Source organism: Paenarthrobacter sp. YIM B13468 (assembly GCF_042788025.1).
Lineage (GTDB): Bacteria > Actinomycetota > Actinomycetes > Actinomycetales > Micrococcaceae > Arthrobacter > Arthrobacter aromaticivorans.
Map to the genome: position 1 here is coordinate 37818 of NZ_JBHZPI010000005.1, position 25168 is coordinate 62985.

The window sequence follows — 25168 nt, forward strand, 5'->3', positions numbered from 1 at the left end:
GCTAAGAAGGGTCTCTGTGCTGGACTATGAAGCGTCCATCTGGATCACAGGTTCGTATTCTCTCGGGGCGAGACTGGCGTTGGCCTCCATTACGAAGTAGAGCCAACCGTACTTGCGTTTCTGAGTGTCAGCCTTTGCGGTATCACTTAGGGCCGCACCTATAGAAAAAGGATTGACAGGGCTGATGGGCAGGTTTGCCAATAGCCCAGAAAGGATAGTCTTGCCAGGCGAAGGTTTGTTTTCTGCAGCAAAACCCCAAAGATCTGACCACAACAGTTGCTGCATATTCACATCTTCGGTCTCCTCGACCAAAGCCAGCTTATTCCGAAACTCTGAAAGGAACGGACTCCGACGAAGCTCCAGAATTTCGCGCCACGACAAAGCTCCGTAGTCAACCACGTCTATGGCTGCCAGTTGAACCAGCGGGTCGGCTTCATCCAAGAACGGCAGATGAAGGGTGTTTAGCATTTGTTTATGTAGAGGTGAAAGAATCCCGACAGCCTCCGGAAAAAGGGTTCGCATACGCGATGGAAACAGCAAGTCCTCGGACATCTGCATCGCCACCGAACCACGATCCTTATAGTCAACGCCACGCCATGGTCGAGCGAGGGGCTGAAAAAAGTCGTCCTCCAAACCGCGGACGAATTCTAGGGCCTGTGAGTAGATAGGATCTTGCCCGTACTCAGATGGCGGTGGAAACTCGGCACGCTCGGCTTTACTTAAGTCTACCTTCCGGAGCAAAAGCTTCTTGAACTGCTTATCCTTGACAAGGTCGTGCCGCTCAGCATTACCACCAAAAGACTTGTTAATGAATAAATTCTCGTACTCACCTCCCGGTTCACCCAGACCACTGATGTCGAGAAATATGCGGTCACAGAGAATGGCGGCACGCTTCAGTACGGGCACCAAGTTGTTGCCAAGGAGGACGTCACTATGAAAGAGCATGTACGAGGAGACGACTGCTGTTGGACCGCGCATAGAGTTATCATATCCAATATTCATTTGTGCCGACGCGCCGGTCGTCACCCCAACCCAATGAGAACCAACGATAAAGATAGCCGAAGGCGCGAAAGACCGTCGCGTTTGCAAGCGAAGCAATCAGCAGCGATTGCGGACTGCTGGCTTGGCCAAATGCTCGGCGAGCAGACAGGTCCGACGCTGTGCCTAGAGAAGGCCCCAACCACTGTCCGGTGACGCGCCTCCCTCGTGAGCATACGCACGACCGGTTCTGAGATAACTACTGCCAGCATCCCCCGGACTAGCTCACCGGTGCGGCGAGTCTTCTGGGACCTCTATGGAATTATCCATTTCTGAAATACGGACCATCGCGAGGCTGTTACGGCCCTCCGACGCCTAATGCTGTCATATTACTGAGCTGAGTTTTTATCGGTCTCACCCCATCCTTGGGGTGGAGTCGATGCCAAAACGTGCACGCTCTGTAGAACCCTTCGAATCGACGAGCTTCCCGTACCTCCGCGATGGTATTCGATTACTTCGACTTGGACGAACCGTCCCAGCGCTGCTGCTGACTGTCCGCGAAGGCTCCTGGGCAACGTGCCTGACATAAGCGTGCCATCTTCAAGTTTCAGATCGAAGAGGTTTCGCTCAAAGCTGCCAGTGCGCCACTCGCCTTCGCGAGTTATAGTCACTTGATCAAGGCCGAGAGCTCTAATGGTGTCGCGTAGGTACCGGCTGTCTTGCGCGGTCAGCGTAACAACGGGATTGCCCTGACGATCATCGACGTCGACTTCGACGCCGAGCTCAACGCATCGCTCAGCGAATTTTTTCAACTGCGTCGTTGACGCGGCCCCAATTTCGATCAGCTTCTCCTCGAGAGGCGCCGGCCCCGAAGCGCGTGTCGCAACCACCGTGTCAAGAACAGCTAGCACCGTATCGACTGCAGCGTCGGCCGGAGTGGAGACATCGATTAGTTCAGCGAACGTGGTTTGACCGGGCGCGGCATTGTGCGTGTGGGCGTCGGTTGATGCTGCCGGCGGAGGACACACCAGCTCGAGTACTACCGAACCACGAGTAGCTGGGACGACCCACATACCCAGCTGCTCCCGGACGGTATCCGTTATCTCTTTGTAGGGCCTCTCAAGCGAGCGATTCACCGTATGGACGATAAGTTCGTTAAGCGACAGCACCGCCTTAAGAATATGATTGGCCGGACCCGCATGACCGACGACGGCTCCCGCGTGAAATCTCGTCCGCAGCCCCTTCCGCTGGGCGATCCACGCGTCCTGCACTTGTTCGTGAATTGCGGCTACACTCGAAAGCGTTGCCTCCGACATCCAGTCTCCTGGCACGAGCCGTGCATCAGCGAGGTTTTCCTCGACATCACGCAGGAATCGGCTCAAAGCCGGGTCAGAATGCGTCATCGATTAACACCTCCAAGTATCCTTTGGTCACAGTGCCCTTGGAGCCTTCCTCGCACTGCCACCACTTACGCCAATGCTTCTCGTTCTCGATACCCACGGCATAGTTGGGATGCCCAACTGGGATCCTTACAACACCATAGATGTCGAGACCGACATTTCTGCCCAAGCCTGGGACAGGAGTTCGTTTGTATCGGCCCTTGGGAGCGATCCAGTTATCAGTGATGTTGTTTCTGATTTCTGCTATCGGTGCTGAGGCGCTGCCGTCGATGATGGGAGAGCAATCTATGTCCCCAGGGCCCGTCTTGCCAGATGCGAAGCTACCGTCAATGATCACACTAGCCACACTCAGACCATACGCAGTAAGCAACCGTACGTAGTCACGCAGGTCTCCGAGCTGGGACAGCCTCAACTCTTCGTCCGGCCTACCTAGGGCAAAAGCATCCACGAGCTCCGCCCAAGTCAGGATGTGGGCGCCAGCGGGAAGTACTTGGTGCCCCTTTGCACCTTCAACAAACGAGGGAATCAACCTCGACTACCTCCCCCATATGTGAACTCTGTGCATAGACTAACCAAGCGTGTGGCACGTGTCCAAAGTGGCTCTTCGCGGTTCGTGGTGAATGTTCTGCCATGAGGGATGTTCATGCCGCTGTTCTGGCGGCACTGCGCAACAGGATACGCGTTTTGTAGTTGCGTACGTTGGTGAATCCCCGGCCAGTCCTTTTGATGTGCTTGATCGCGGTGTTGTTGGCTTCCACTTTCGCTGTTGTCGCGCCGGTGACAATGAGGACTTCGATCTCCTTCCACCACCGACAGATCGTGCGCCAGAGCCGGTTTGTTTCCGGCTGAGCAGCCTTTTCTACCAGTGCTTGCAGGCGGTCTTTTGCATCCGCTGCGTCGGCGAGGGACCCGGTGCCCAGCAGCGTCCGGAGCTGCTCTTTGACCTGCCAGGCGGCCTGCAGCTTTCCGGTGGCATCGTCGGTGGCGAACACCATTTTGAGTCTGTCCCGGGCGCGGTCCGAGAGCGTGTCGCCGGCGCGCAGGAGCAGCCTCCGGTTGGCCCAGACCGGGTCGATGGATCGGCCTCGCCGGCCGTGGACCTGCTGGGTGAGACGCTGCCGGACTTCGGTGAGCATGTCATTGCCGAGCTTGACCAGGTGGAACGCGTCGACTGAAACAGCGGTGCGCGGCAGCCACATCCGCAAGGCTTTCCGGAACGCCGCTGACGGATCGATGGCAACGACCTGCACGCCCAGACGCCATTCCAGAGGGCGGGCGAAGAGCCAGTCCCCGACGCCGTCGCTGTCGCGGCCGTCCACAATGCCAAGGACTTGTCCGGTGTCCAGATCGACAATCGTTGTCATCCAGGGCTCGTAGCGTTTCCAGGCCCTGGTGGCCGGGTCGCGGAAGAACCGCACCGACCGGTAGCGGTGTTCATCAATACCCAGCATCCGCGGTGCCAGGGCATCAACATCGGGCAGCGTCAGCGCTGCGGAGTCCAGGGCCCGCTGCACGAGCCACCAGGAGACACCGAAAGAGGAGGCAGCCTCGGCGGCCGCCCTGCCGGATCCGATCACGGCGGCCACGAGGGCGTCGCGGAGCCGACGGGTCGAGCGCGCCCGGCGCGGGACCTGAGCGGTCTCCTCAGTGAATGTCTGGCGCGGGCACAAGTACTCATCGCAGAAGAACCGCCGCTTGGCCCAGACCACTTCGACCGGCCCAGCGATAGGGAGGTCACGCAAGCGTTGTGACCGGCGGGAATGAACACGGCCGCTGATTACGCCGCAGGACGGGCAGCCGGCTTCGGCGGTGGCCACCACGTGGATCCGCCGCTGCCCGAAGGCAAGGACCTCGGTGCCGGTGACGCGGTAGTCGGGCAGGTTGAAGATGACGGTGGCAGCATCGAGGCGCGGGGAAGTAGGCTCGATCAAGGCTCGTAGCTCCTGACTTGATGAATGCGTAGAGAACATCCATCACAGCAGGGCTACGAGCCCTTCAGCTTTCAAGACACGGAACCCGTTTCACCATCAACCGTGAAGAGCCTCCAAAGTTTCAGAGCCAACCAGCTTGGGTAATCGTCTCGTCTCTCAGCACTTGCTAACGGGCTCTACCCGGTGACAGTCCCGCGCCAGGAGCGAGGGGGCGGACTGTGGCGTTGCTGAATGCGTACTGGACAGCAGTCCAAACGCAGGCGTCTCCATTCGAGTCCAATAAGATCAGGGCGGTCTCCGGCACCGACACGAGAGTCACAATCGCGCGCACGGCAGCGGACATGCACCCACAGGCCGAGATGCCGAGCGATTATCGAACCGGGCCGGTATTTTTGACTAGGCTGCCAGCACCTCGGGATACGAGGTGCTGGGGCGGGGTCGGTGGGCTGGCCTCTATGACCCACGTCGGTACGTATGCATATTCGCTGGCATAGTACCGCCACCCGCGTCGGGGACGCAGGAGGCTGACGAGTTTCGCAGCATTGCTTGCGGGATGCCATAGCGTCGGCGAGGAGGGTTGTAAGCTCATCGACCCACATGGCGCGTCGAACGTTCAAGAGTGTGCCAACGAATCTCGTGATCAGGGTGACTCAGCAGACTTGAATGCACCACAAGGTCCAAAGAGGCTGTTTGCCCGCTGCAACGCACTCCGTCAGCTTTTGTGCTTGATAGAGGTGCAGCCAGTGATGGTGTCGATCAGTTGCCAGTCCTTGATGGCATCACCGAGGCCGCGACCACCTGAGCATTTCGTGGGGGGGCTGCCGAGAAATCTGGCATCCCGCCGGTGAAGACATTCCTGCCAGTAAAGTTGACTGTTGCTGCTTCACCCACCTTTCCTCTGCTGGGAATGAATGGGATAGATGCAAACACGCAGCTTTCAAAAGTGACGTCATATTGGCTTTCATTCGGCAGGATAATTGAGGGTGATTCAAAGTGACATCTTTCGAAGACGAGGGTACGGTTCATTGGCGGAAAGTTTGGCTCCTCAAACTTCAATCGACCCTTAAAGAACGTCGAGTTCCGAAAGACTGTCTTTGTCGTTTCAGCGACAGAGCCATCAAAACTGATATCGATTCCGCCTTCTTGCAGCGCCACATTTACGAGGAGCAGGTATGACTCCCCCTCGTCCACGGAGACATCCAGCAGACCTCCATCCACAGTAGCGCGCTGAATCACACGAGTCTCATTGGAAGTTGCAAGCTGAGAGCACTTGATTCGAACACGTCCCTGCTCGAGCACCCACCCATCAACCCTTCCAAACTTTGCGCGGGTGGCGGTGAAATCCATTGGAGCCCGCCACCAAGCGATCTCTGCCGGAGCCGAAGCCCCCATCCGCCCCCGGAATGTTGATTGCAAGGTCGAGCGAAGCACGTCCACGTCTTCCGCGGATCGGGTGTCGGCAGGGAGGGCTGCAATTAGCATGCGGATACAATCGTCTCGATCTCTCTTGCGCCCTAGTTTGTGCCATTCATCGGCGACTGCGGCCATGGCAATGACGCCGGCCGCAGCTAGGCTGGCGTTCGCATCTCCGATTTGTTGTGCAGCAGTTGAGTATCGTGAACGAAGGCGGTCTTCATAGTCGACACTATGCTGTTCAAGCGTTGCCTGCAAAGAAGCACTTGCAACTTTCAGCATTTCAGCGGCATTTTCGTTTGCCTCTTGGGTCAACACCAATTGTCTTTCAGTAGCACGTTGCTTCCTGTAGGAGAGAAAGAGAGTTACGCCCACACCCAAAGCAGCGACGAAGGTTATTGCGTTTCGCAGCACCTCAAACATTTCGTTCTGACTCAAAGGGGGAACGAGCACCCAGGCGGGCGTGCCCATAGTCGCTTGGTATGAAAAGAACCAGCACGAAAGACCTAGCGCGCCGAGCGATGACCCCAAACCAACTATGACAGCCCGAAGAAGCGACCATGCTTTAGCATCAACCTCCGTGGTGCTTTTGCCAGTTGTAGAATGAGAGTCGCTATTGCCTTCGCTTGTCATCTGTTCATCCTATGCGGCGTCGGCACAGTTCAATCTATGGCGACGAGCAAGTCAACTTGGCCCCAAGGGCTCAACATCGTCCCCTGCTGGTCCCGCTTCGTTCAGACGCCCTTTTTCAAGGACACCGTCCCATAAAACGGTGACGTCAGAGCGAACAGGCCGCCATTCAGAGCACAGGACCAGCGTTGCCTCGCGTCCGGCCGGCTGCCGTCCGAATGGCCGAATTTGCCCACCCAAGAAATTGGACGGCCGATAACGGCGCATATGTTCGAATCCTCCACTCCCGCGGTCCTGGCTGTCCGGTAAGGACCGGGGCGAGACGTTCGATGGCAACCTTCTGGGCGCATCCGTGCCACCGACCGCGTCCAAGCAACCCTCAAGGGAAACCGCCGACTGCACTGCAGCTCAATCGATTCGCTGCATCCGCGGCAACCGCACGCCAAACCTTTTGCCCGCGCACGATTTCCCGAAGACGGCGGGGTCCCGTCATGGTGCAGGGAATGTCAAACGTCCATAGATAGCTAAGCCTCAGCAGAACGGGGCCCCTCAGGAACAGCGAGAGTCGACGAGGAGACAGGACTATGAATGCGCTCACCATCAAGGACCCGGCAGACCTGCTCAGCTTCATCGGCCACACCCTAGGCTTCTGGCCACAAGAAAGCCTCGTCTGCATCACCCTCAATAAGGACAGAGTCGGCGCCACCCTCCGCATCGACCTCCCCAAACAACCAGGCCACGAGATCCACTTCGCCCGCACCGTCGCCGCCTACCTCACCACTGACGAACGAGCCAACTGCATCGTCTTCGCCCTCTACACCAAAGAAGCCCCAGAACCAGGCGAAGCAAGGCCATACCGGAGCACCATCGCAGCGCTCACCGGAGTCCTCGCCCAGGAAGGCATCACCATCCGCGACGGCATCTACGTCACCGACAAGACCTACTCCCCCTACGACACCCCACCCGGGCCCGACATCGCCATACCCATCAGCAGCACCGAATACTCCCAAGTCAACGCCGAATTCATCTACCGCGGCAGCACCATCGAACCCACCAGCCAAGTCACCCTCCCGACAGCGACGGACAAACAAGAGCATGCGGCCGCCGTCGAACACTACAAACAAACCATCCTTAGCCAGCCGCCAGCCAATGCCACCCAAGACGCCCACGAACTCTGGACCACCATGCTGGAGACCAAGGACTACCCCACTGACGACAGCGTCCTGAAGCTCATCGCCTACTACCAATTCCCGCATATCCGCGACCGGCTCATGGCAGACATCCCCGGCATCGACGAACCATCAGTCCGCATCCTCTTCGCCCAAACCATCCGAGCTCCAAACTGGTCACGCATCGAATGGGCCAAACAACTCCTCACCCACACCTACACCCTCACAGGCCCAGAACACGCAGCACCCATCCTCACCACCATCGGCTACATCAACTGGTGGGAAGGCCGAGGATCCAAAGCACACCAATACCTCCAGCTCGCCCTCGACACCGACCCCGGCTACCGCTTCGCCCGCCTCACCGACCACATGCTCGGAGCCGGCATCATCGCAGGCTGGAACACCAACAAGAACACTGCATATCGGAACCAACTCGGCATGCCATGACAATATGGCGCTCGAGAGCCAGATTTGCACGTTATCGGTCTTCGGATTCGCGCCCATGACCTCAAATACACGGGCTGGAACCGTCTCGTTGGGGCAACCATCGAGATACGCCAACATGCCGTCACCATTAGAACCGGCAAGGTCGAAGCAGCAATGCCTGACACCTCAGCACTCTGGCTCGCCTCCGACGCCAATTTCCCTCGCCGTCTCCGAGAAGGCCCAGCATCACGAAGCATGGGTTGAGCCTCAACTGCTGACGGGGGCCGACTGCTACCGAATGACAGCAGCCCGGTTGTACCCGGAGATACAAGAGCCGGACTCCACCAACGCCGCGTCAACTATCGAGAGTAAGGCCACAGGACCCAACGCCATGTAGCCTCGTTCCCTCCTGTGGCAGGCTAAGCCTGTTCGCGAAAGGTCATTCGCCCAGCATCTTTGGTTCTGTGGAGTTCTCCAAAAGGCACGAGTACCCGGGACGCATTTCCAGCAAGTCGGTTCCGACGTCTCTGTGAGGCTTTTGGCTGCTCGACGGTGTGATGGCTCGTTGCGAGCAATGTCCAGGTACACATGGAGACGAATCCAGTACACCTATCCGTCTTTGCGTGCGGGCTCCCAACCGGAATCTCCTAACCGCTGGATTACATTGAGACTTTGCGCAGAGTTTTCATCAGGGCAGCAGCCTCCGTTCCACGGCAGTTCTGGTTTGTTCCTTGGCTTTGGTGAAACACTGCATTGAAGAACAAGCCATCCCCTATATAGCGGATGGCCAAAGCTGTCTCCGGGCCGACTTCGGCTTCAAGAACCACTAGCCATTTTTTCTGGGCGTCGACCAACCTTCGCTGCGTCTCGCTATGCGCCACCTGCGAGAGCCGCTGTAAAGCGACAAATGCTCTGTCCAGCGGCGAGTTGCTCCAAATGGATGTACGGATAAAGTATGCGGCCGGTCCGTCCGGGGCTGTCCTCATAGAGTTGATATCCTCCGATACCAGATCATCAAACCGCTTGAGCTGCGCCGAAATCAATGCTTCCCTGTTTGAAAAGTAGTGAAGTATGCCACCCTTCGATACGCTTGCAAACCTCGCGACGGCGTCCAGGGTGGCGGCCCGCTCCCCCGACTCTATGAGCAAGGACTCAAACGCGTTCAGCACCCTTTCAGGGATAGAATCTTTACCAGCCATGCAAACCTTGGGTGAATTCGCGGCAGCGTCCCAACTCGACGGATCGTAAGTCACAGAGCGAAAAAACGTGCGACGGCGCTTCGGAGGGATTTCTTTGCCTGGGCTTTCCACTTGTCATGTTTTGGCCGTCCTTCCAGCGTTATTGGTATTGCTTCCGTGGCTATTGAAGGCAGAAGGAGGACCCGAGCAGTAGCGACCACCTCTACCTTGATTGAGCATCCGCATTCACACGAGCGCTATGGCAGCAGGTGCAGTTATTCCTAAAAGTATTCGCCTTCTGACGCTGATCCGACGCACCTAAGGAATTCCGTGCACGCGACCGTCACCAACATCGGAGACCGTGCCGGCAAGCATGTGGTGCAGGTCTACGTCGCAACAGCAGCGGGTCCGGTCCGCCGGCCCGCCAGGGAACTGCGTGCCTTCACTAAAATCGATCTGCAGGCAGGCGAAAGCAGACAGGTGGCCCTGACACTGGACCGCCGAGCCTTCGCGTACTGGGACATCGAACTGGACCGTTGGGTAGTGCCGGCAGGCGGGTACACCATCCAGGTCTGCGCTGATGCATCCACTGTCCTGGCAGAACAGGAAGTGACCCTCGCCGGGGACAGCATCATCCGCGAGCTGACCATGGATTCCACCGTTGGAGACTGGTTCGCGCACCCTGCAGTGGGCCCGGCGCTGATGGTAGGACTGACCGCTTCCATGACTGAAGAGCAGGCCAAGCAGGCCCAAGAGAACAACGACCAACTCAAAATGGTCGAGTCCATGCCCATGCAGCAATTCCTTGCCTTTACCAACGGAGCCTTCCCGCCTGAAGCCCTGCAGTCATTGATGGAGCTCAGCAGGAAGGAAACCGCAGCCTGATGGCCACTGACAAGACGGGAACCAGCTCCAGGACGGCTGCCCGGACCCGTGTATTCCTCACCGGGGCCACAGGGAACTGGGGGCGGGCCACGCTCAGGGAATTCAGGGAACGCGGGGACCGGATCAGTGTGACAGCGCTCGTGCTTCCCACCGAACGGGACCGGGCCGCGCTGGAGCAATTCAGCGACATGGAAAACCTGGACGTGGTCTGGGGCGACCTGACCGATCCGGCAGCCGTGGAACGATGCGTCGCCGGAGCCGACATCATCCTTCACGTCGGGGCCGTGGTATCCCCCCTCGCCGACCGGCACCCCGAACTTGCCCGCAAGGTCAACATCGGGAGCATGCGCAACATCATCCGTGCCATCAAATACCAGCCAGATCCCTCACGGATCAAAGTGGTCGGCGTCGGGTCAGTCGCCGAAACCGGAAACCGGGCTATCCCCCACCACTGGGCACGGGTCGGGGACCCGATCCGGGTGTCCACCTTCGATGAATACGGGCAAACGAAAGTCATCGCAGAGCGGGAACTGGTCGACTCCGGGCTCCCCCGCTGGGCCTGGCTAAGGCAAACCGGAATATTCCACCCCGACATGCTCACCATCCGCGACCCCATCATGACCCACTCCACCCTGGACGGGGTCATGGAATGGGTATCAGTAGAAGACTCAGCCCGGTTGCTTGCCAACATCTGCGAACCCACAGTCCCCGAGGAATTCTGCGGAGGAATCTACAACATTGGCGGCGGAGCGCCGTGGCGGTTGACCAACTGGGAACTCCAAACCGCGATCGCTGATGCGCTGGGAGTAAAGGACATCAGGCGCTGGTATGACCGCAACTGGTTCGCCACCGGAAACTTTCACGGCCACTGGTACACCGACAGCGACCGCCTTCAAGCGCTAGTACCCTTCCGCCATAACACTTTCCCCGAAACTTTGTCCCGGGCCGTCGCCTCCCTGCCCCCTGCCGTAAAGTCTGCCGGGAAAGTGCCCGGCTGGCTCATCAAGCACCTGGTCATGAAACCCCTTACCCGCCAGCCACGCGGGACCATGCACGCCATGAGGTCGGGCAACCCCACGGAAATCAACGCCCACTTCGGGTGCCTTGCAAACTGGCACTCGATCGGGGATTGGTCCACATTCCAGCCCCCTGTGCCTGGTCGGACACCAGTGCTGCTGGACCACTGGTACAACGAAGCCAAGAAACCATCCGAATGGACGGAAACCGACTACCGTTCTGCCGCCGAATTCAGAGGCGGACAACTGCTGACCCAGGATATCGCCACGGGACAGTTCACCAAGCCCATCAAGTGGCGGTGCGCATTTGGTCATGCCTTCGATGCCAGCCCCCGGCTGGTCCTGACAGCCGGCCACTGGTGCCCCACCTGCGTCGCAGACACTGCCAGCTACCCAGACCAAGCCGCGCGGAATCCATTCCTCGCCCAACTTATCCACGCCGCGGAACTACCAAGTCCACACAGCCGCAGCGTCGGACAGTGCAGCCGGTACACACCCCTGATCCGCTGGCAAATCTTCACTGCAGCTACAGCACTACCCAGATACCGAAACTAAGAGAAATGCGAGGCAGGATCACGGTGGTACTCGACCAATCGGCCGCGGTGAACCGGTCGGTCACCGAAACTTGTGCCGTTGCAGGACACCATGGCTCGCGGCCGACAGACGACTGGAGTACTCTGGCAGGCTCCCTAGTGGAAATTCACCATCGCGGGCTATTGGTGGACGTCGGGACGGTGGACTGCGCTACGCAAGACGGAGGTCTGCTCTGGCTGCAACAGAACGGGGCAGTTCCACGGCGCATTATCGAAAAAGACACCGATATTTATGTCCGCTTTGCCCAGTTCCCGCCTGCTAGAAGCTGGACCGGACTCCTGTGCCCCGCCGTTGGGGCAAGAGAATAACGACGAATTGGCTGCCAGGCGTGACGGCGCACCAGCTCGTCCTGGACTTGGCGTGCCAGTGCGGGGGATCTCTTTCAACCGGCGCAACGAGAAGCAGCAAACCTTGCTATGGATTCTGCTCCTCAGAGCGCAAGGCTGAACTGCTTGACGGAACTCCTTTCGAAAGCTTTCTCCCGCCCGGCCTCAAAGTCCCATAAAGGTCGCTTCAGTGATACGTGGACTGCGTCCACGCCTGCCTTCGAGAATTCCGTAAGGAGACTTTCGATACGCCGACGCACCGCGACGGTCCAGTGCTGCGGCTCGGACGTACCGAGGATGTGTACGCGGCGGTGACCCAACGTATGAGGTGCTCGGCCGCTTGCTGCCCGCCTCCCTTCGTCCGGCAAGACCGAAAGGTACTCCCCTGCGCCGGTGCTACCATTGAGGACCACCACCGGCACAGGCAGTCGGCGTTGAGGCACGATGACTCGTCCGGTCACGGTGGCCAGAATCAGCGCATCGACCTGGCGGTCCAGCAGGGCTTCAATTGCCCGTTCCTGCTCCTGGAGGTCACCTTCGGTCTCGGTGACGAAGAGAGTATGGTTTCGCCCCGAGCAGCCCGCAGCGCTCCGCGGATCATGGGGCCGGCATAGCGCGTAGTTGCAATGAGATCAGAAACAAATCCGATGGTTGCAGACTTCTCCATCCGCAAGCCACGCGCCATCATGTTGGGACGGTAGTTCAGAGTCTCGGCCGCCGCGAAGACCCGGTGCCTGGCATCCTCGCTGAGCCGGGTATTTTCGCGGGCATTCAGAATCAACGACGCTGCGGTCGGGGAAACGCCTGCCAACTCAGCCACATCGGCCAAGGTGCTCCGAGGACCTGTCGCTTTCTTGTGACCAGTCATACGTTCCCTCGAAGACAAGCCTTGACACATTCGTGTTTGAACATGAAACTAGGATCCGCTAAATCCTTTTAGCTTCTAAGCTAAAACGTTGTACGGAGAGGTGCTTATGCTCAACATCACCGGGGATGTAGCTGCAGAGTTTGGTCCTGTTGCTGAAGCTTTCAAGACCAACTTTGACAAGCACGGCGACGTTGGCGCAGCGTGCGCAGTCGTCATCGACGGCAAAACGGTAGTTGACCTCTTCGCCGGAAATGCCCGTCCCGACACGCCCTGGTCAAGGGATACGCGGAGCGTTGTCTTCTCTGTCAGCAAAGGCATCACCGCCATCTGCCTCATCATGGCCTCGGAACGAGGCTACTTCGACCTTGAACTGCCAGTGGCGCGCTATTGGCCAGAATTTGGGAATTATGGCAAAGACAAGATCACGGTCCGTCAGCTGCTCGCCCACCGTGCCGGGCTCGTTTACCCCGACGTACACCTGTCGCCAGCGGACATTCGCACCTGGACGCCCACTGTAGATGCCTTAGCCGGCCAGGCCCCTCAGTGGGCCCCCAACGAAACCTTCGCCTACCACCCCCTTACTATGGGCTTTCTGGCTGGCGAGGTGTTGCGTCGCACGACAGGCAAGAAGCCCTCGGAGTGGCTCGCCACCTACATTGCTGAACCCTTGGGCCTGAGCATTACGTTCGGTGCCGACGGGAACAGCCCGGATTTCGCACCCATCCTCCCGCCTGGCACCGAAGAAATCACGCCCTACCCGCCCGAACTTCAGGTCGTGGCGGAAAAAGCAATGACCATGTCCGGCGCCTACGACACCGACTTCTTTAACGGCGCCAATGGCAAGACCTTCCTCGGTAGCGAAAGCCCCGGAGCAAACCTCGTCGCCTCGGCCCGCGATCTGGCGCGCCTCTATGCTGCGACAGTGAGTTATATCGACGGAACCCGCCTGCTCAATGACGCTTCCATCCTCGAGGCACTCCAGCCGTTGTCCGAGGGCCGACCGTTCTACTGGACCGATGAGGGAAACATCTGGGGCACGGGCTTCATGCTCCACTCCCGGCGCCGTGGAATGGCCGGACCCGGCAGTTTCGGCCATGACGGAGCCGGTGGCCAGCTGGCCTTCGCCAGTCGACAACACCGGCTCGGATTCGCCTACCAGACCGTCCAGGCAGGAAACCAGAATGACCCGCGTGCGGAACTGCTATCGCAGGCCCTCCTCAAATGCCTATAATCCAGACCCCTTCCGACTTGGCCAACGTCGGCAACAAGAAAAAGGGGTGGTGGAGCAGCCGCCGCATCAGGCCGGCACGACCACAACTACTGGGAGACAACGCATTAAACTCACCCCTATCCTCGTTGTGGGTGCAGCGCACATGGATTTAGATACCACAGTGCACCACCAGCTATCCAGGAGGTTCGCCGGAAAACGTGGCAGTAGGGCTCGTACGGCTTAGAGGTGCCGTTTCCGCTGCTAACACAACTGGGTGGTGACCCTGACGGTGAAACAGTCCGGCGGCACCTCGAGCGGTCTCCGGGGGTTGCGCTCCTAGAGACTCGCGGGAAGAGTTCATTTTCGAAACTGGGGAAGTCGGCTGCGGCGGCCTTCCCGGCGAGGCGGGTGAACAACGCGGTCCGGACGAGAGAGCAACTCCTTCGGCCGCGGGTAGCGGTCGGCGCATGTCGGCTTCACCAGAGTTTGCGCAGAAGGCGGCTCCTGGCCCTGGCGGTTCCAGTCCTGGCTTTGGCGGGGCGCTCCCCCGTCCACTCTTGACATGCGAAGGTTCGCGTCCCTACCTTTGATAAAAGGATTTATCCGGGTAAAGTCGCCCGTTTCGCATTGCGGGGACCCGAGAGCAGTACATTCTTCGTCCATTCCAGCGTTGTTTTGGAGAGTACTATGCCTTTGAAATTTACTTCGGTTTACAGTGCCCGGATGGGTGTAATGGCGGTCGCGTTCAGCGCTGTCCTTGGCCTGAGCGGGCTCTTGGTGGCTGCACCGGTTTCGGTGGCTGAGGACCTCCCTGCTGAACCTGGCAGTACAGCTGTCTCGGGAGCGAGGATTATTGGGCAGCGGTGGCTCACCCAGCGCACCTTGGAGTTCACAGTGGCCTCGCCCTCGTTCACCGCTCCGGTCCAGGTCGAGGTGATACTGCCCACCGAGTACGGGGAGGACAGCTCCCGCAGCTGGCCGGTCACGTACTACACGAACGGGACAAATCACGACCAGACTCTATTCCGCACCACATATAACGGAGAAGCGCTGACATCGTCGTATCCTTCGCTCCTTGTTGCCTCCAGAGGCGACGCCGGGTACTGGAGTGATTGGTACAACAACGGCGCCGGCGGTCCGCCTATGTACGAGACGTTTGTGACCAAGCAGCTCATACCGCTGATTGATGCGAACTTCCGAACGTTGAACGACCGCGCCTATCGCGCCATCCTTGGGGATTCAACGGGAGGCTACGGCGCGCTGATGCTTGCGGCCCGTAACCCGGACCTGTTCGTGGCAGCGTCCAGCCTTTCCGGGGCTGTGGACACTAACTGGCTTCCGGGCGCCGCCGTGCACAGTATCAGCCCGGTCCTGGACACGGCGATTCCGGACTCGATTTACGGTCCCCGGATAACGAATGAGGTCAACTGGCGCGGACACAACCCCGTGGACCTCGCCGCCAACCTGCGCACCGTGGACCTCCAGTTCTACACCGGCAATGGAATCCTGGGTGCAAGTGAAATCAGCGAGCCCACCGCGTCGACTGGCTGCCCGCTTGAGGCCGGCATTATCCTGCCGGAGACACAGAGCCTGCATAACGCACTCGTCGGGCAGGGCATCCCGCACAAGTACTCCGCTTACAGTTGGGGCTGCCACAGCCCGGCGATGTTCCAGCAGCAAATTGCCGAGAGCCTCCCCCGCTTCACCGAAGTCTTCGCCAGAAACACGCCGGCGCCGGCCACCTTCGACTACCGCTCCACCGACCCGGAGTTCAGTCGATTTGACTGGTCCGTCACCGCTGATCCGGACCGGGCTGCAGAATTCCTGAGCCTGCGCAGCGTGTCCAACACCGGGTTCACCATTACCGGCAGCGGCGCGACCCGCATCACCACGCCGGCGATCTTCCACGGGAACAAACCCCTCACAGTCCTGGTCAACGGCGTGCCCACGACCCTGAGGCCCGATAATACCGGCCGCATCACCGTCACTGTGGACCTCGGCCAGCCCAACCAGCACCAGCAATACACCCTCGGCGCCACAACCACCCTGCGCACCAGCGTCGTCAGCTTCCTGCGCTGACAAGCTGCCACGAAATTGGCCCCGATTGTCCAGCCTATGTGGCAACTATCCAAACCCTAATTGATTGTGATCACAGAGAATATCCACGAAGGAGTCGAGAGCGACATGCATCTCAAGAAATCGCTTGAACGCTGTGACCAACGCCAGTCCAGTGAACACGTCCCCAGCAAAATGACTGGTGCCTCCTTTCCAGAGCGCCAAATGAAGTTGCTCCGCGCCGGCGCGTCAATGGTTGCTGCAACGTTTCTTCTTTCTCTTGCCGCTCCACCTGCGGGAGCGTCGTACCTGATCTCCGAGGCGCCGGCTGCTGCCACGACCGAGCTCCTCGGCTCTGTTGCAGCGGACGCCAGCACGACGCAATGCGGGGAGCCTGGCAGCACATGGGAGCGAGCGGCCCCATCTGAGGCTGGATTCGATGCTCGGAAGCTCCAGGAAGCGGTTAATTACGCCACTCTTAGCGGATCTGCCGCCGTGCGTGTGTACAGATTTGGATGTCTCGTAGCCGAGGATGCGGTCTTACCGGAGGGCCGGGCGCTTCCCACTCCGTCAAACTCTGTGGCCAAATCCATTACTTCAATGCTGATGGGAAGGGCATGGACGCAAGGGCTGATATCTCCTGCCGATCCTGTGGGCTCGCTGTTCCCTGAAGCCGATTATGCACACGGCAAAATCAATGTTGACAACCTTGCCACCATGACCTCCGGGAATGAACAGACGCTCACGCATGATTTTAACGTTGCGATGCCCGATCGCATTCGTGACGCCCTAACCATTCCACTTATCCACGAGCCGGGCCAGTACTACAACTACTGGCAAAGTGGGGTCTCGCTGCTTGCCGAAGCTGTTACCCGGGCTGTCGGGCAGGATGTCCAAGACTACGCACAAACCGAGCTGTTCGGCCGATTGGGATTCCCCGCGAACGATGGAGCTGGCTCAGGGACAGCCAGGGACACACGGCTGGCTATTACGGACTCTCAATGACAGTGGACGATTATGGACGTTTCGGTGAGCTCCTTCGTCGAGATGGCGTCTGGAAGGGCCAACGGCTCCTGTCACAGGAATACATCCGGTACGCGATAAACCCCTCGGCCCCGTACCCCTGCTCGGCCGCGCTCATATGGCGCCCCGCCCTTTCCGAATGCAACGGAGCGTTTGGAACTACCGCAGCACCGGGACCATTTTTGGGACTGCCCTCGGACATGTGGGAGTTCCAAGGAGCCGCGGGCCAATTCGTCACCGTCTTTCCCACCCAGGATCTCATGGTGGTGCGGGCCGGCGGAGACGATGCCACGGCGACGCCTACCTCCCAAGAAACCCGGCGCCAGTTCTTTGACATGGTTCTGGGAGCCCTCCAGGATCCCGTACCCAGCCCGCACCTGACCCCCAGAGATGACATCCAACACAAGGCTTACGGCGGCAGCACCGAGGACGCCTTCTTCACCGGCTCATCAGTTGTCCAGCCGCCGCTGCCGGCACCAGGCCCGCGGAGGGCACGAGCGACCATCATTGCCGAAGACGTCTCTGTTGACGCCAACCGCCTGGTCGCAACGATCAGCTGCCCGCAGATGCACTTCGGCGCCGCCCCCAGCTGTACCGGTTCCCTGAGCAGCGATGCCACCTCCGACACAATCAGCTACGCTCTGCAACCTGGGGCAAGAGCTCAACTGCAATTGCGCCTGACATCAAAGGCGAATCAAACCCTGACTACAAGCGGCGAGCTCAGCGCCACTCTCCGGGCGGCCAACCGGGATGGAACCGCTGAAGGCACCATCACGACTGTAGCTCGACTCGTACGGCGTTGAGCCTGCCTCACAGGGCCTGACGTATTCCGGGCGACTCTGCCATACCCAAGCCCTGAGAGTGCCTTCCCAACCCTCCACAGAAACATGATCAGCCGCCCGTTAGAACGGGCGGCTGATCTGCGGGTCGGCGTCTTCTTACGGTTGGGTCGTACTGAAATCCGTCAAGCGCTTGAAGGAACAATAAGGGAATTAGAGCCACGAAGACGTCCTGAGGACGCCCCGCCCCCGCTCCCCAACCGAACGTTATGCTTCACACTCGGGCCACCTTCGGTTGCCCGCGCACTGTCGCTTCATCAACCCCACCCGGTCGCCACTTCGTATACGTTTCAAGAAACAACAACTCAAGATTCGTGCGCAACCCAACTAGGACCGGGTAACCGACCGCTCAGTCAGCCTGGACCGGATGACGAGAGCCGGGCGACGACTTCCACCGCGGCAACAAGCCTTTCAGTGGTATCGGTCCGGACGCACCCAAGGGCGTCCGCGATACGGTTTGCTATTGCTTCGGCTTCCGACTGCAAGTTGAACTTGACGCTGCTGATGGGTGGATGCGCGAGGACCGCGATGGGACTGTTATCGCCCCCGACAACGCCCAGTCGTTGAGGAACCGGAATTTGCTGGCATGCCGCCGCGCTGACGATACCCAAAGCAGCCAGATCATTCCAAGCGGCGATCCCTAGTGGTTCAGTTGAATGCGCGAACCATGCCTGCACGGTTCTGGAGATTCCGTCCAAACTGCTGGCAATGGTGGCTGAAACAGCGCCTCTGATGCCGCGCCCAGTGCAGATGTCGTGAAACGCGGCGACACGTGCTTGCGTGAAAGCGCGACCCCTCGGCTCTTCAATAGCGAGGTAGGCGAGGCGCCTGTACCCTTGCGCAAGCAGGTGGTCCACCTGCGCGGCCACAATGGCGTCTTGTCCGATCGCGGTGTTGTGCGGCATTCCGGGATAGTCGAGTAGACGTGCTGATATATCCGGCACGCCGGCGGATTCGAGAGCTTGGGCATCATCGGCATTCAACGGGTCGAAGGTAACAACGCATGCACACGGGATGCGTGAGAGCAGTTTATGAAGAGATCCTTGCCAGTGCTCGCCTTCGTAGCGAAGGCATACCAATTCATAGGCTGCGACAAAGCGGCCGATTTCCTCCAACAGAAGCTCGAGCTGGCCCGACACTTCCCAGTCAGGGATCAGGAGGAGGACTACATCACCCCGGCCGCTGCGCAGCGCACGGGCAGCAGGCGAGCCCACGTAACCCAGCCGGCGGGCAGTATCCATGACACGCTGGCGGGTCGGCTCGCTGACACGCACGTCGCGGCGGTTATTAAGAACATAGCTCACCGTCGCCCTGGAGACGCCGGCTTCTCTCGCGACGTCGCTGACGGTCAACGCAGTGGAACTCATTTTCCTCCTAGTGCTTGACACGATTAAGCCTACCGCATAACTTTGGTATCAGAGTGGTTGACACGATTAATCAAGGAGGATTAGATGTCCAGTCCGATTACCCCTGCAGCAAAGGGGTTGCCGCCGGCCCCCGGCGCTCAAATGGGCTCATACAGACACCCCTGGCGGGTGGCGGTCATTGCCGGCCTCGCGTCGTACGTCGACGGTGCAGCGCTAACCGTCAACGGCATTGCACTGGTGATTTACCAGCAGACGATTGGACTTACTGCCGATCAAGTAGGCCTACTTACGGCCGTCGTGACAGCAGGATTGGCGGTCGGGGCGCTGTTCGGCGGTCGTCTGGGCGACCTCTACGGCCGCCGCAAGGTCTTTATCGTGACGATGGCGGTCATAGCGATCGGCAGCCTCGCTCCCACCTTCTCCACGGATTTCACGGCCCTGCTTGCTGGCATCGCTTTGCTGGGTCTGGGCGTCGGATCGGACCTGCCGGTGTCGCTGGCCACGATCGCGGAAGCTGCCACGGAGAAAAACCGCGGCAAGATGCTGGTCTTCACGCAGGTGATGTGGATCGCTGCATCTCTGACCGTTGTACTCATCACTACCGCGACCGGCGGGATGGGACGGCTTAGCGGGCAAATCCTCTACGGCCTGATCGTCGTAGTCGCCTTCATCGGACTGGTCCTGCGACTCACGGTTCCCGAGTCGCCGCTGTGGCTGCGCTCCCGCGACGAACGTCGTCTCGGTATTCACACCGTCCGGGCAGACAAAGCACGAATTCGTGACCTGCTGCAGCCTCCGTTCCGCCGCCCGTTCATCATCCTGTCACTCTTCTACGCCCTGGTGCTGTCCGCCAGCACCGTCTTGGGCTCCTTCACAACCTATGTGGCAGTGAATGTAGCTGGCCTGGCAGTCACTGAGGTCGTACCCTTCACAATATTGCTGTTCCCCCTGGCCTTCATCGCATTATTCCTTTTCATGAAGTACGTTGACACTCACCTCCGGATGCCTTTGTTCCTCATCGGTGGGGCCATCACTGTCGTCGGTCTGCTGCTCCCGGTCTTCTTTGGCTTCACCCTAGTGACAATCCTGGGTGCGCTCCTGATCGGCTCCATTGGGCAGACCAGTTGCGGCGAACCCATCGCCCGGGTTTGGGGGAATGAAGCGTTTCCCACGATGCTTCGTTCCACTGCTCAGGGTTTCGTCTTCACCTTTGGCCGTCTGATGGCCGCCGGTACCTCGGCCATCATTCCTGCAGTCATTGCGTTCTCCCCGAGCCTGATTTATATTGCCTCGGCCATTGCCGCCGTCCTGGGCATTATGGTTGCGTGGGCCGGATTCCGCGGAGGCCGCATCGCCAACGAGTTTCAGCACGAGCAGGAAACCGACCGCGACCTCGCAGCTAACCCGCCAGTGACATAGCAGCCAATCTCCGCACCTCTCCCCGCACCGTCTTCCAAGAAAGCGTCAGTGATATGCCCGTCATTCCAGCACTCCAGGCCCTCCTGAACAGCATGCCCTCCACCGGACTAGTCGATCTGGCCGACCTCCCGTCCGTTCGGCAAGCCGGACTCGAGGGCGCCGACGCCCTCGCTGCACTTGTCGCACTCGAGCCTCTTGATGTGGGCTCAGTTCACACGGCAATGGTGCCGGTTGACGGCGGCGAGATCAAAGTCCGTATCTACCAGCCGGCCTCCCCTGGCCCACACCCGATGCACGTTTTTTATCATGGTGGTGGATGGATGGCGGGAACCATCGAGGAGATCTTCGTCGACAACGCTTGCAGGGAACGTACTGCCCTTGCAGGGTACGTCACTGTGGCAGTCGAGTACCGCTTAGCTCCGGAATTCAAGTTCCCCATTCCAATGGAAGATTCTTACGCCGCGCTGCTCTGGACCATTGAGCATGCAGCAGACTACGACGGCGACCCGGAATACGTCACCATCGGCGGAGGCTCGGCAGGCGGAAACCTCGCCGCCGCCATTGCCTTGAAAGCTCGGAACGAAAACGGGCCAAGGATCAGCTTCCAGGTCCTCGAAGTCCCCGCTTTGGATCTGACATTGGGCAGCCCGAGCGTGGAGCAGTATGGCGGTGGCGACTACCCATTGCCGAAGTCTGAAATCGACCTGTGTGTCACCGGCTACCTGCGGGCCCCAGAAGAAGCCAACAATCCCTACGTATCACCGCTGCTGGCTGAGGATTTGTCCAACCTCCCGCCCGCGTTCATTATCAGCTCCGAGTTCGACCCACTGCAGATGGACGGGTCCCGCTACGCACAGCGGCTCCAGGAAGCCGGGGTGCAAGCGACCTTCTCGCTCGGGAAAGGCCACATCCACGGCTCCTCCCAGTTCACGAAGCTGCTCCCGGAGGCAGTGGCATGGCGGGATCAAGTTATCGGCGCACTAAGAACCCATGCCGCCGACCACCGCGGCGTCACCGCGTAACCCGTATGGCGGCGTCGAACTCCAAAGTAGTTTGGCGACGGCGAACGTAAGGTATGCCGCAGCACGGGTCGAATGGCCAAAGGTTCATCGACCGGATCATCAGCGGCCCGGTCAGGAGTCGAGGAGAGCTCCTGCCAGTCGCGGGCGTCACCAACTCCGCGGCCGCGCCAACCGCATACCGGATCATGCGATCGAAAGTTCGAAGGCGGGGCGAGAAACATCCGCTTGCGCCGGCATTCTTTGCTGGGGAACCACTGACACCAGAAGTGATCACCTGGGCTGAAGAAACTTTCGGTAATCCCGTGCGGGACCACTACGGGCAAACCGAGCACGGGATGATGATCTTCAACGCCTGGCACGACGACATCCGGACTGACCTCCAGTCGGGCTCCATTGGTCGCCCTATCCCCGGCTGGAGCTTTGCGGTTCTACAGGACAATATCGATGAACCGGCCGGACCCGGTGAAATCGGCCGCGTCGCAGTTGATGTTGCTGAAGGTCCCCTGATGTGGTCAAGGGCTGCAAAAGTGCCCGGAAAAATAGCTGAACGACTCAACCTGGACGGGCGGTGGTATCTCACCGGAGACGCAGGAAAAATCGAGGAAGACGGAAACTACTACTTCTCCTCCCGCGGCGACGGCGTGATCATCATTGCCGGATACCGGATCGACCCCTTCGCTGTAGAGAGCATCCTCGCCGGTCACCCGTCCGTCCAAGAATGCGCCGTCATTGGCCCCCCGGACGACTCTGTGGCGATGTTCTCGAAGCTTATGAGGTTCTCACCGATGGGGTTAGACGGCAGCGAAGACATGGTTGTTAAGCCCCAAAGCTGGTTAGGACCCAGCTCGCTAGCCCATGCGTACCCCGCAAGGTTCACTTCGTTGATGATCTGCCAGCCCGAGATGGGCGCGGTAACCCTATCCAGGCCCTTGCGCTTGCACTTAATTGAACAGTTCTTTGGCTGCGACCGCCCGGGTCTCCACCCCTTCAGAGCGCCAACGGAGCTGACCATATCCTGGCAGCCTGGCACACGATGCAGGTCTTCGCCGGACGATGTTTTCTAGCTCTTCTTTTTGCACACGGAATCCCGCTGGCGCAATGGCATCTCCACCAGGTATTCCCTTTTCTCTGCTTCCGGATCCAATAGCAGTCGAACTGCCAGTTGGCCCATTTCTTCGAATGGCAGAGCACAGGTAGTGAGCTGTGGTCGAAGGTGGCTGGCGAGAGGGTCGTCGTCAAAGGAGACGACGGAAACGTCCTTCGGCACACTCAACCCAGCTTCTGCCAAAGCCTGGTACGCACCAAAGGCAAGTCGGTCGTTAAGGCAGAGCAGTGCATCGAACGGCAACTTGGATTCCAACAAGCCGCTGACGGCGGCATACCCCGACGGTGTGTCCCAAACAGGGCAATCCACTTGCGCGGAGAAAGACATCTCTCGCTCACCCATCACGGAAAATATCCCCTTGAGACGCCGCGTCACAGTAGCTGTGGCGGAAGCATCTGTGATTCTCGCCTCGGTGCTTCCAATCAGCGCGATCTTGTCCTTGAAACCGTTGTCGGCGAGGAGTTCAGCCACTGACCGGCCCCCGGAATATTCATCCGGAAGGACGCTGCAAGCCAGATCGTCGGAGCTGGTGACGTTGAGCAGGACCACGGGAACACTCTTGGCCGCCTCGGGAACCACTACCGGTTGGGAGCGGATGGCCGCATAAATAATTCCTTCCGACAGGCGGTCCAGCAAAGCGTTGACCGCCACGGACTCATCAATAGGTTCAAGGTGCTGCATTACTGAGGAACCGAGAGCCTGTGGGATGAAGGAATCGTGTTCCGTTTCAATGATCAGCACTACGTGGCCAGTCTTGCGAGCCTCCAGCATTGCCCCGTGAATTAACTGTCCGCCTACTCCGGATGTCGTGATGTAATCGGACACGAATCCGATGCTTTGGCTTCTTGTCCGAAGGCTGCGTGCCGCAAGGTTCGGCCGGTACCCGAGCTCATCGGCGGCCCTTCTTACCCTTTCTGCTGCCTCAGCAGAAAGCCGACTGGGCCGGTCATTCAGGATCAGGGATGCCGCAGCTGTGGACATGCCTGCCCGTTTAGCTACGTCAGAGAGCGTGGGACGAGTCAAGTTCTTCTTCCTTCGGTTGGCACCAAGTTGTCGGTGAGATATCCCCACAAGGTGACAGACCCCAATGGTATCGTCGGGTTCCCGTAGATGCTTTGAATAATGCAACAGCTGGAAATCCTTAGGGCTTATTCTGACTCAGAGTCCGCGCCAAGAGCGTCCACAGCTCAACAGACCAAGCTGAACCACGAGAGAGTGAGAATAGGTCAGCGTCATTTCAACCGTGGTCTTAGAGCACCTCGCGGTGCGCTTCGTCATGCGGGCAATTGCCGGGGTGCTGCAGCAACGCCAGCTCACCTATCGTACTGGGGGTACTGGGGCTTCGGTGATCGCCTGGATTGAGTCACTGGTGGGCGGTGCCATTGAGGGGCTTCAGGGTCAGCTGAATCCGACTCACCCCAATCAAGCCAAGACGCGCGTACCCGGGCAATGGGAGGCCCGCGTCTGGCGGACTCCTGGGAGTCCGCCAGTACCATAAGAAGTATGCAGCAGACCCGCGACATCAGCTTCGCCACCCCCCGCCGCACAGAACTGTTCGACGACCTGGTCGACTTGTTTCTAGGCGCCGGCTTTCGTCACCTGACCCTCGATGAGATCGCCAGGCGACTGAAATGCTCCAAATCTACTCTTTACACTCTGGCAGGCAGCAAAGAGCAGCTCGTCCGGGCCGCTACCGTCCACTTTTTCCGGCGCAATACACAAATCGTAGAAGACAGGCTTGCCTCCACAGCGGGGTCGCGTGAGCGCATCAGCGCGTACCTGTCAGCGGTCGGCCATGCCTTGTCGACAGCGTCAGCTGACTTCATGAGCGATCTCGACACTTTCCCTCCGGCGCGCGAAGTGTACGAGCAGAACAGCAGGATTGCGGCACGGAGGGTCCAGGAGCTTATTGACGAAGGTGTTGCTAAGGGCGATTTCCGGCACGTGAATGCTGCCTTTGCCGCGGATCTGGTTTCTACCATGATGGTTCGAATCCAGCAGGGCGCCGTCCGGGACCAAATAGGTCTGGATGACGCAAGTGCCTACCGGGAACTGGCTTCGATCCTGACCGCCGGCATCGGCCTCTAGAGGCTCCTCAGGCTGCAGGCAGAATCTGGGGATTCGGATGGATCAAGCCTGCGGGCTCATCGTCTATTCCGGTGGGCGGTTTCAGGTTGGGGCCAAGAGCGGTGCGCAGAACAGCGGAGCGCCAGATCTGCGATCTAAGGACTTCCTTCGAGCGCAGCCAAGAGAATGATCGAGCAGTGTGGTTTTGCTCGCAGGGCGTGGATGCCGATGTCCATGCCCCTAACGC

Annotated in this window: 21 protein-coding genes; 11 read left to right on the forward strand and 10 right to left on the reverse strand. The window is 59.3% G+C overall.

Features of this window, described 5'->3' with window-relative positions; genetic code table 11:
- Nucleotides 1-24: 24 nt before the first annotated feature.
- The 5 genes from ACFX4T_RS06535 to ACFX4T_RS06555 all read right to left on the reverse strand — a co-directional run bounded on the left by ACFX4T_RS06535 (nt 25) and on the right by ACFX4T_RS06555 (nt 6193).
- Entirely contained in the window at nt 25-978 is a 954-nt protein-coding gene (locus ACFX4T_RS06535) for a hypothetical protein (protein ID WP_377651179.1), read from the reverse strand.
- A gap of 389 nt (nt 979-1367) precedes the next feature.
- The gene (locus ACFX4T_RS06540; RefSeq protein ID WP_377651180.1) at nt 1368-2381 is read right to left on the reverse strand and encodes a hypothetical protein; all 1014 of its coding nucleotides are present in this window, start codon (nt 2379-2381) and stop codon (nt 1368-1370) included.
- Nucleotides 2368-2907 (reverse strand): DUF6932 family protein, encoded by a 540-nt coding sequence (locus ACFX4T_RS06545; protein WP_377651181.1) that lies wholly within the window; start codon nt 2905-2907, stop codon nt 2368-2370. The genes ACFX4T_RS06540 and ACFX4T_RS06545 overlap by 14 nt, the downstream gene beginning before the upstream one ends.
- A gap of 112 nt (nt 2908-3019) precedes the next feature.
- Nucleotides 3020-4309 (reverse strand): ISL3 family transposase, encoded by a 1290-nt coding sequence (locus ACFX4T_RS06550; protein ID WP_377651182.1) that lies wholly within the window; start codon nt 4307-4309, stop codon nt 3020-3022.
- Nucleotides 4310-5065: 756 nt separating this feature from the next.
- Nucleotides 5066-6193 carry a hypothetical protein gene (locus ACFX4T_RS06555; RefSeq protein WP_377651183.1) on the reverse strand — a complete coding sequence of 376 codons (1128 nt, stop codon included), beginning with the start codon at nt 6191-6193 and terminating at the stop codon, nt 5066-5068.
- Between the two features lie 743 nt (nt 6194-6936).
- Between ACFX4T_RS06555 and ACFX4T_RS06560 the strand changes: the two genes are divergently transcribed.
- Nucleotides 6937-7968 (forward strand): DUF4192 domain-containing protein, encoded by a 1032-nt coding sequence (locus ACFX4T_RS06560; protein WP_377651184.1) that lies wholly within the window; start codon nt 6937-6939, stop codon nt 7966-7968.
- A gap of 638 nt (nt 7969-8606) precedes the next feature.
- On the opposite strand, the gene ACFX4T_RS06565 is transcribed toward ACFX4T_RS06560, so the two are convergent.
- Nucleotides 8607-9146: a TetR/AcrR family transcriptional regulator gene (locus ACFX4T_RS06565; RefSeq protein ID WP_377651185.1), complete on the reverse strand. Its 540-nt coding sequence runs from the start codon at nt 9144-9146 to the stop codon at nt 8607-8609.
- A 309-nt stretch (nt 9147-9455) separates the two neighbouring features.
- On the opposite strand from ACFX4T_RS06565, the gene ACFX4T_RS06570 reads away from it, so the two are divergent.
- Both ACFX4T_RS06570 and ACFX4T_RS06575 read left to right on the forward strand, forming a co-directional pair.
- On the forward strand, nt 9456-10010 hold the full coding sequence (locus tag ACFX4T_RS06570; RefSeq protein WP_377651186.1) for a fibronectin type III-like domain-contianing protein: 555 nt from the start codon (nt 9456-9458) through the stop codon (nt 10008-10010).
- Nucleotides 10010-11581 (forward strand): NAD-dependent epimerase/dehydratase family protein, encoded by a 1572-nt coding sequence (locus tag ACFX4T_RS06575; protein ID WP_377651187.1) that lies wholly within the window; start codon nt 10010-10012, stop codon nt 11579-11581. Before ACFX4T_RS06570 ends, ACFX4T_RS06575 begins: the two co-directional genes overlap by 1 nt.
- A 469-nt stretch (nt 11582-12050) precedes the next feature.
- On the opposite strand, the gene ACFX4T_RS06580 is transcribed toward ACFX4T_RS06575, so the two are convergent.
- On the reverse strand, nt 12051-12407 hold the full coding sequence (locus ACFX4T_RS06580) for a hypothetical protein (protein ID WP_377651188.1): 357 nt from the start codon (nt 12405-12407) through the stop codon (nt 12051-12053).
- An 11-nt stretch (nt 12408-12418) separates the two neighbouring features.
- Nucleotides 12419-12814 (reverse strand): LacI family DNA-binding transcriptional regulator, encoded by a 396-nt coding sequence (locus ACFX4T_RS06585; protein WP_377651189.1) that lies wholly within the window; start codon nt 12812-12814, stop codon nt 12419-12421.
- 106 nt (nt 12815-12920) lie between these two features.
- Here ACFX4T_RS06585 and ACFX4T_RS06590 point away from each other — a divergent pair, with 106 nt between their 5' ends.
- The 4 genes from ACFX4T_RS06590 (at nt 12921) to ACFX4T_RS06605 (ending at nt 17905) form a co-directional block, all read left to right on the forward strand.
- Nucleotides 12921-14045, forward strand: a complete 1125-nt coding sequence (locus tag ACFX4T_RS06590) for a serine hydrolase domain-containing protein (protein ID WP_377651190.1) — start codon at nt 12921-12923, stop codon at nt 14043-14045.
- Between the two features lie 666 nt (nt 14046-14711).
- Nucleotides 14712-16103 (forward strand): alpha/beta hydrolase, encoded by a 1392-nt coding sequence (locus tag ACFX4T_RS06595; RefSeq protein ID WP_377651191.1) that lies wholly within the window; start codon nt 14712-14714, stop codon nt 16101-16103.
- A gap of 105 nt (nt 16104-16208) precedes the next feature.
- On the forward strand, nt 16209-17084 hold the full coding sequence (locus ACFX4T_RS06600) for a serine hydrolase domain-containing protein (RefSeq protein WP_377651192.1): 876 nt from the start codon (nt 16209-16211) through the stop codon (nt 17082-17084).
- Nucleotides 17081-17905, forward strand: a complete 825-nt coding sequence (locus tag ACFX4T_RS06605; RefSeq protein WP_377651193.1) for a hypothetical protein — start codon at nt 17081-17083, stop codon at nt 17903-17905. Before ACFX4T_RS06600 ends, ACFX4T_RS06605 begins: the two co-directional genes overlap by 4 nt.
- 389 nt (nt 17906-18294) lie before the next feature.
- Here the strand turns inward: ACFX4T_RS06605 and ACFX4T_RS06610 are convergent, their stop codons facing one another.
- The gene (locus ACFX4T_RS06610; protein ID WP_377651194.1) at nt 18295-19308 is read right to left on the reverse strand and encodes a LacI family DNA-binding transcriptional regulator; all 1014 of its coding nucleotides are present in this window, start codon (nt 19306-19308) and stop codon (nt 18295-18297) included.
- A gap of 84 nt (nt 19309-19392) precedes the next feature.
- On the opposite strand from ACFX4T_RS06610, the gene ACFX4T_RS06615 reads away from it, so the two are divergent.
- The 3 genes from ACFX4T_RS06615 (at nt 19393) to ACFX4T_RS06625 (ending at nt 22813) form a co-directional block, all read left to right on the forward strand.
- Nucleotides 19393-20727 (forward strand): MFS transporter, encoded by a 1335-nt coding sequence (locus tag ACFX4T_RS06615; protein WP_377651195.1) that lies wholly within the window; start codon nt 19393-19395, stop codon nt 20725-20727.
- 53 nt (nt 20728-20780) lie between these two features.
- Complete coding sequence (locus ACFX4T_RS06620) at nt 20781-21749, forward strand: alpha/beta hydrolase (RefSeq protein WP_377651196.1); 969 nt, start codon at nt 20781-20783, stop codon at nt 21747-21749.
- Nucleotides 21750-21934: 185 nt separating this feature from the next.
- Nucleotides 21935-22813, forward strand: a complete 879-nt coding sequence (locus tag ACFX4T_RS06625) for an AMP-binding protein (RefSeq protein WP_377651342.1) — start codon at nt 21935-21937, stop codon at nt 22811-22813.
- On the opposite strand, the gene ACFX4T_RS06630 is transcribed toward ACFX4T_RS06625, so the two are convergent.
- Nucleotides 22810-23877, reverse strand: a complete 1068-nt coding sequence (locus ACFX4T_RS06630) for a LacI family DNA-binding transcriptional regulator (protein ID WP_377651197.1) — start codon at nt 23875-23877, stop codon at nt 22810-22812. The genes ACFX4T_RS06625 and ACFX4T_RS06630 overlap by 4 nt on opposite strands.
- Before the next feature lie 480 nt (nt 23878-24357).
- Between ACFX4T_RS06630 and ACFX4T_RS06635 the strand changes: the two genes are divergently transcribed.
- Complete coding sequence (locus ACFX4T_RS06635; protein WP_377651198.1) at nt 24358-24942, forward strand: TetR/AcrR family transcriptional regulator; 585 nt, start codon at nt 24358-24360, stop codon at nt 24940-24942.
- Nucleotides 24943-25168: the final 226 nt, after the last annotated feature.

Bases quoted from the DNA above. Each gene is read 5' to 3' on its own strand.
- ACFX4T_RS06535 (WP_377651179.1), bottom strand. From the start codon at position 978: ATGCGCGGTCCAACAGCAGTCGTCTCCTCGTACATGCTCTTTCATAGT.
- ACFX4T_RS06540 (WP_377651180.1), bottom strand. From the start codon at position 2,381: ATGACGCATTCTGACCCGGCTTTGAGCCGATTCCTGCGTGATGTCGAG.
- ACFX4T_RS06555 (WP_377651183.1), bottom strand. From the start codon at position 6,193: ATGGGCACGCCCGCCTGGGTGCTCGTTCCCCCTTTGAGTCAGAACGAA.
- ACFX4T_RS06560 (WP_377651184.1), top strand. From the start codon at position 6,937: ATGAATGCGCTCACCATCAAGGACCCGGCAGACCTGCTCAGCTTCATC.
- ACFX4T_RS06565 (WP_377651185.1), bottom strand. From the start codon at position 9,146: ATGGCTGGTAAAGATTCTATCCCTGAAAGGGTGCTGAACGCGTTTGAG.
- ACFX4T_RS06575 (WP_377651187.1), top strand. From the start codon at position 10,010: ATGGCCACTGACAAGACGGGAACCAGCTCCAGGACGGCTGCCCGGACC.
- ACFX4T_RS06585 (WP_377651189.1), bottom strand. From the start codon at position 12,814: ATGACTGGTCACAAGAAAGCGACAGGTCCTCGGAGCACCTTGGCCGAT.
- ACFX4T_RS06590 (WP_377651190.1), top strand. From the start codon at position 12,921: ATGCTCAACATCACCGGGGATGTAGCTGCAGAGTTTGGTCCTGTTGCT.
- ACFX4T_RS06595 (WP_377651191.1), top strand. From the start codon at position 14,712: ATGCCTTTGAAATTTACTTCGGTTTACAGTGCCCGGATGGGTGTAATG.
- ACFX4T_RS06600 (WP_377651192.1), top strand. From the start codon at position 16,209: ATGCATCTCAAGAAATCGCTTGAACGCTGTGACCAACGCCAGTCCAGT.
- ACFX4T_RS06605 (WP_377651193.1), top strand. From the start codon at position 17,081: ATGACAGTGGACGATTATGGACGTTTCGGTGAGCTCCTTCGTCGAGAT.
- ACFX4T_RS06610 (WP_377651194.1), bottom strand. From the start codon at position 19,308: ATGAGTTCCACTGCGTTGACCGTCAGCGACGTCGCGAGAGAAGCCGGC.
- ACFX4T_RS06615 (WP_377651195.1), top strand. From the start codon at position 19,393: ATGTCCAGTCCGATTACCCCTGCAGCAAAGGGGTTGCCGCCGGCCCCC.
- ACFX4T_RS06620 (WP_377651196.1), top strand. From the start codon at position 20,781: ATGCCCGTCATTCCAGCACTCCAGGCCCTCCTGAACAGCATGCCCTCC.
- ACFX4T_RS06625 (WP_377651342.1), top strand. From the start codon at position 21,935: ATGCGATCGAAAGTTCGAAGGCGGGGCGAGAAACATCCGCTTGCGCCG.
- ACFX4T_RS06635 (WP_377651198.1), top strand. From the start codon at position 24,358: ATGCAGCAGACCCGCGACATCAGCTTCGCCACCCCCCGCCGCACAGAA.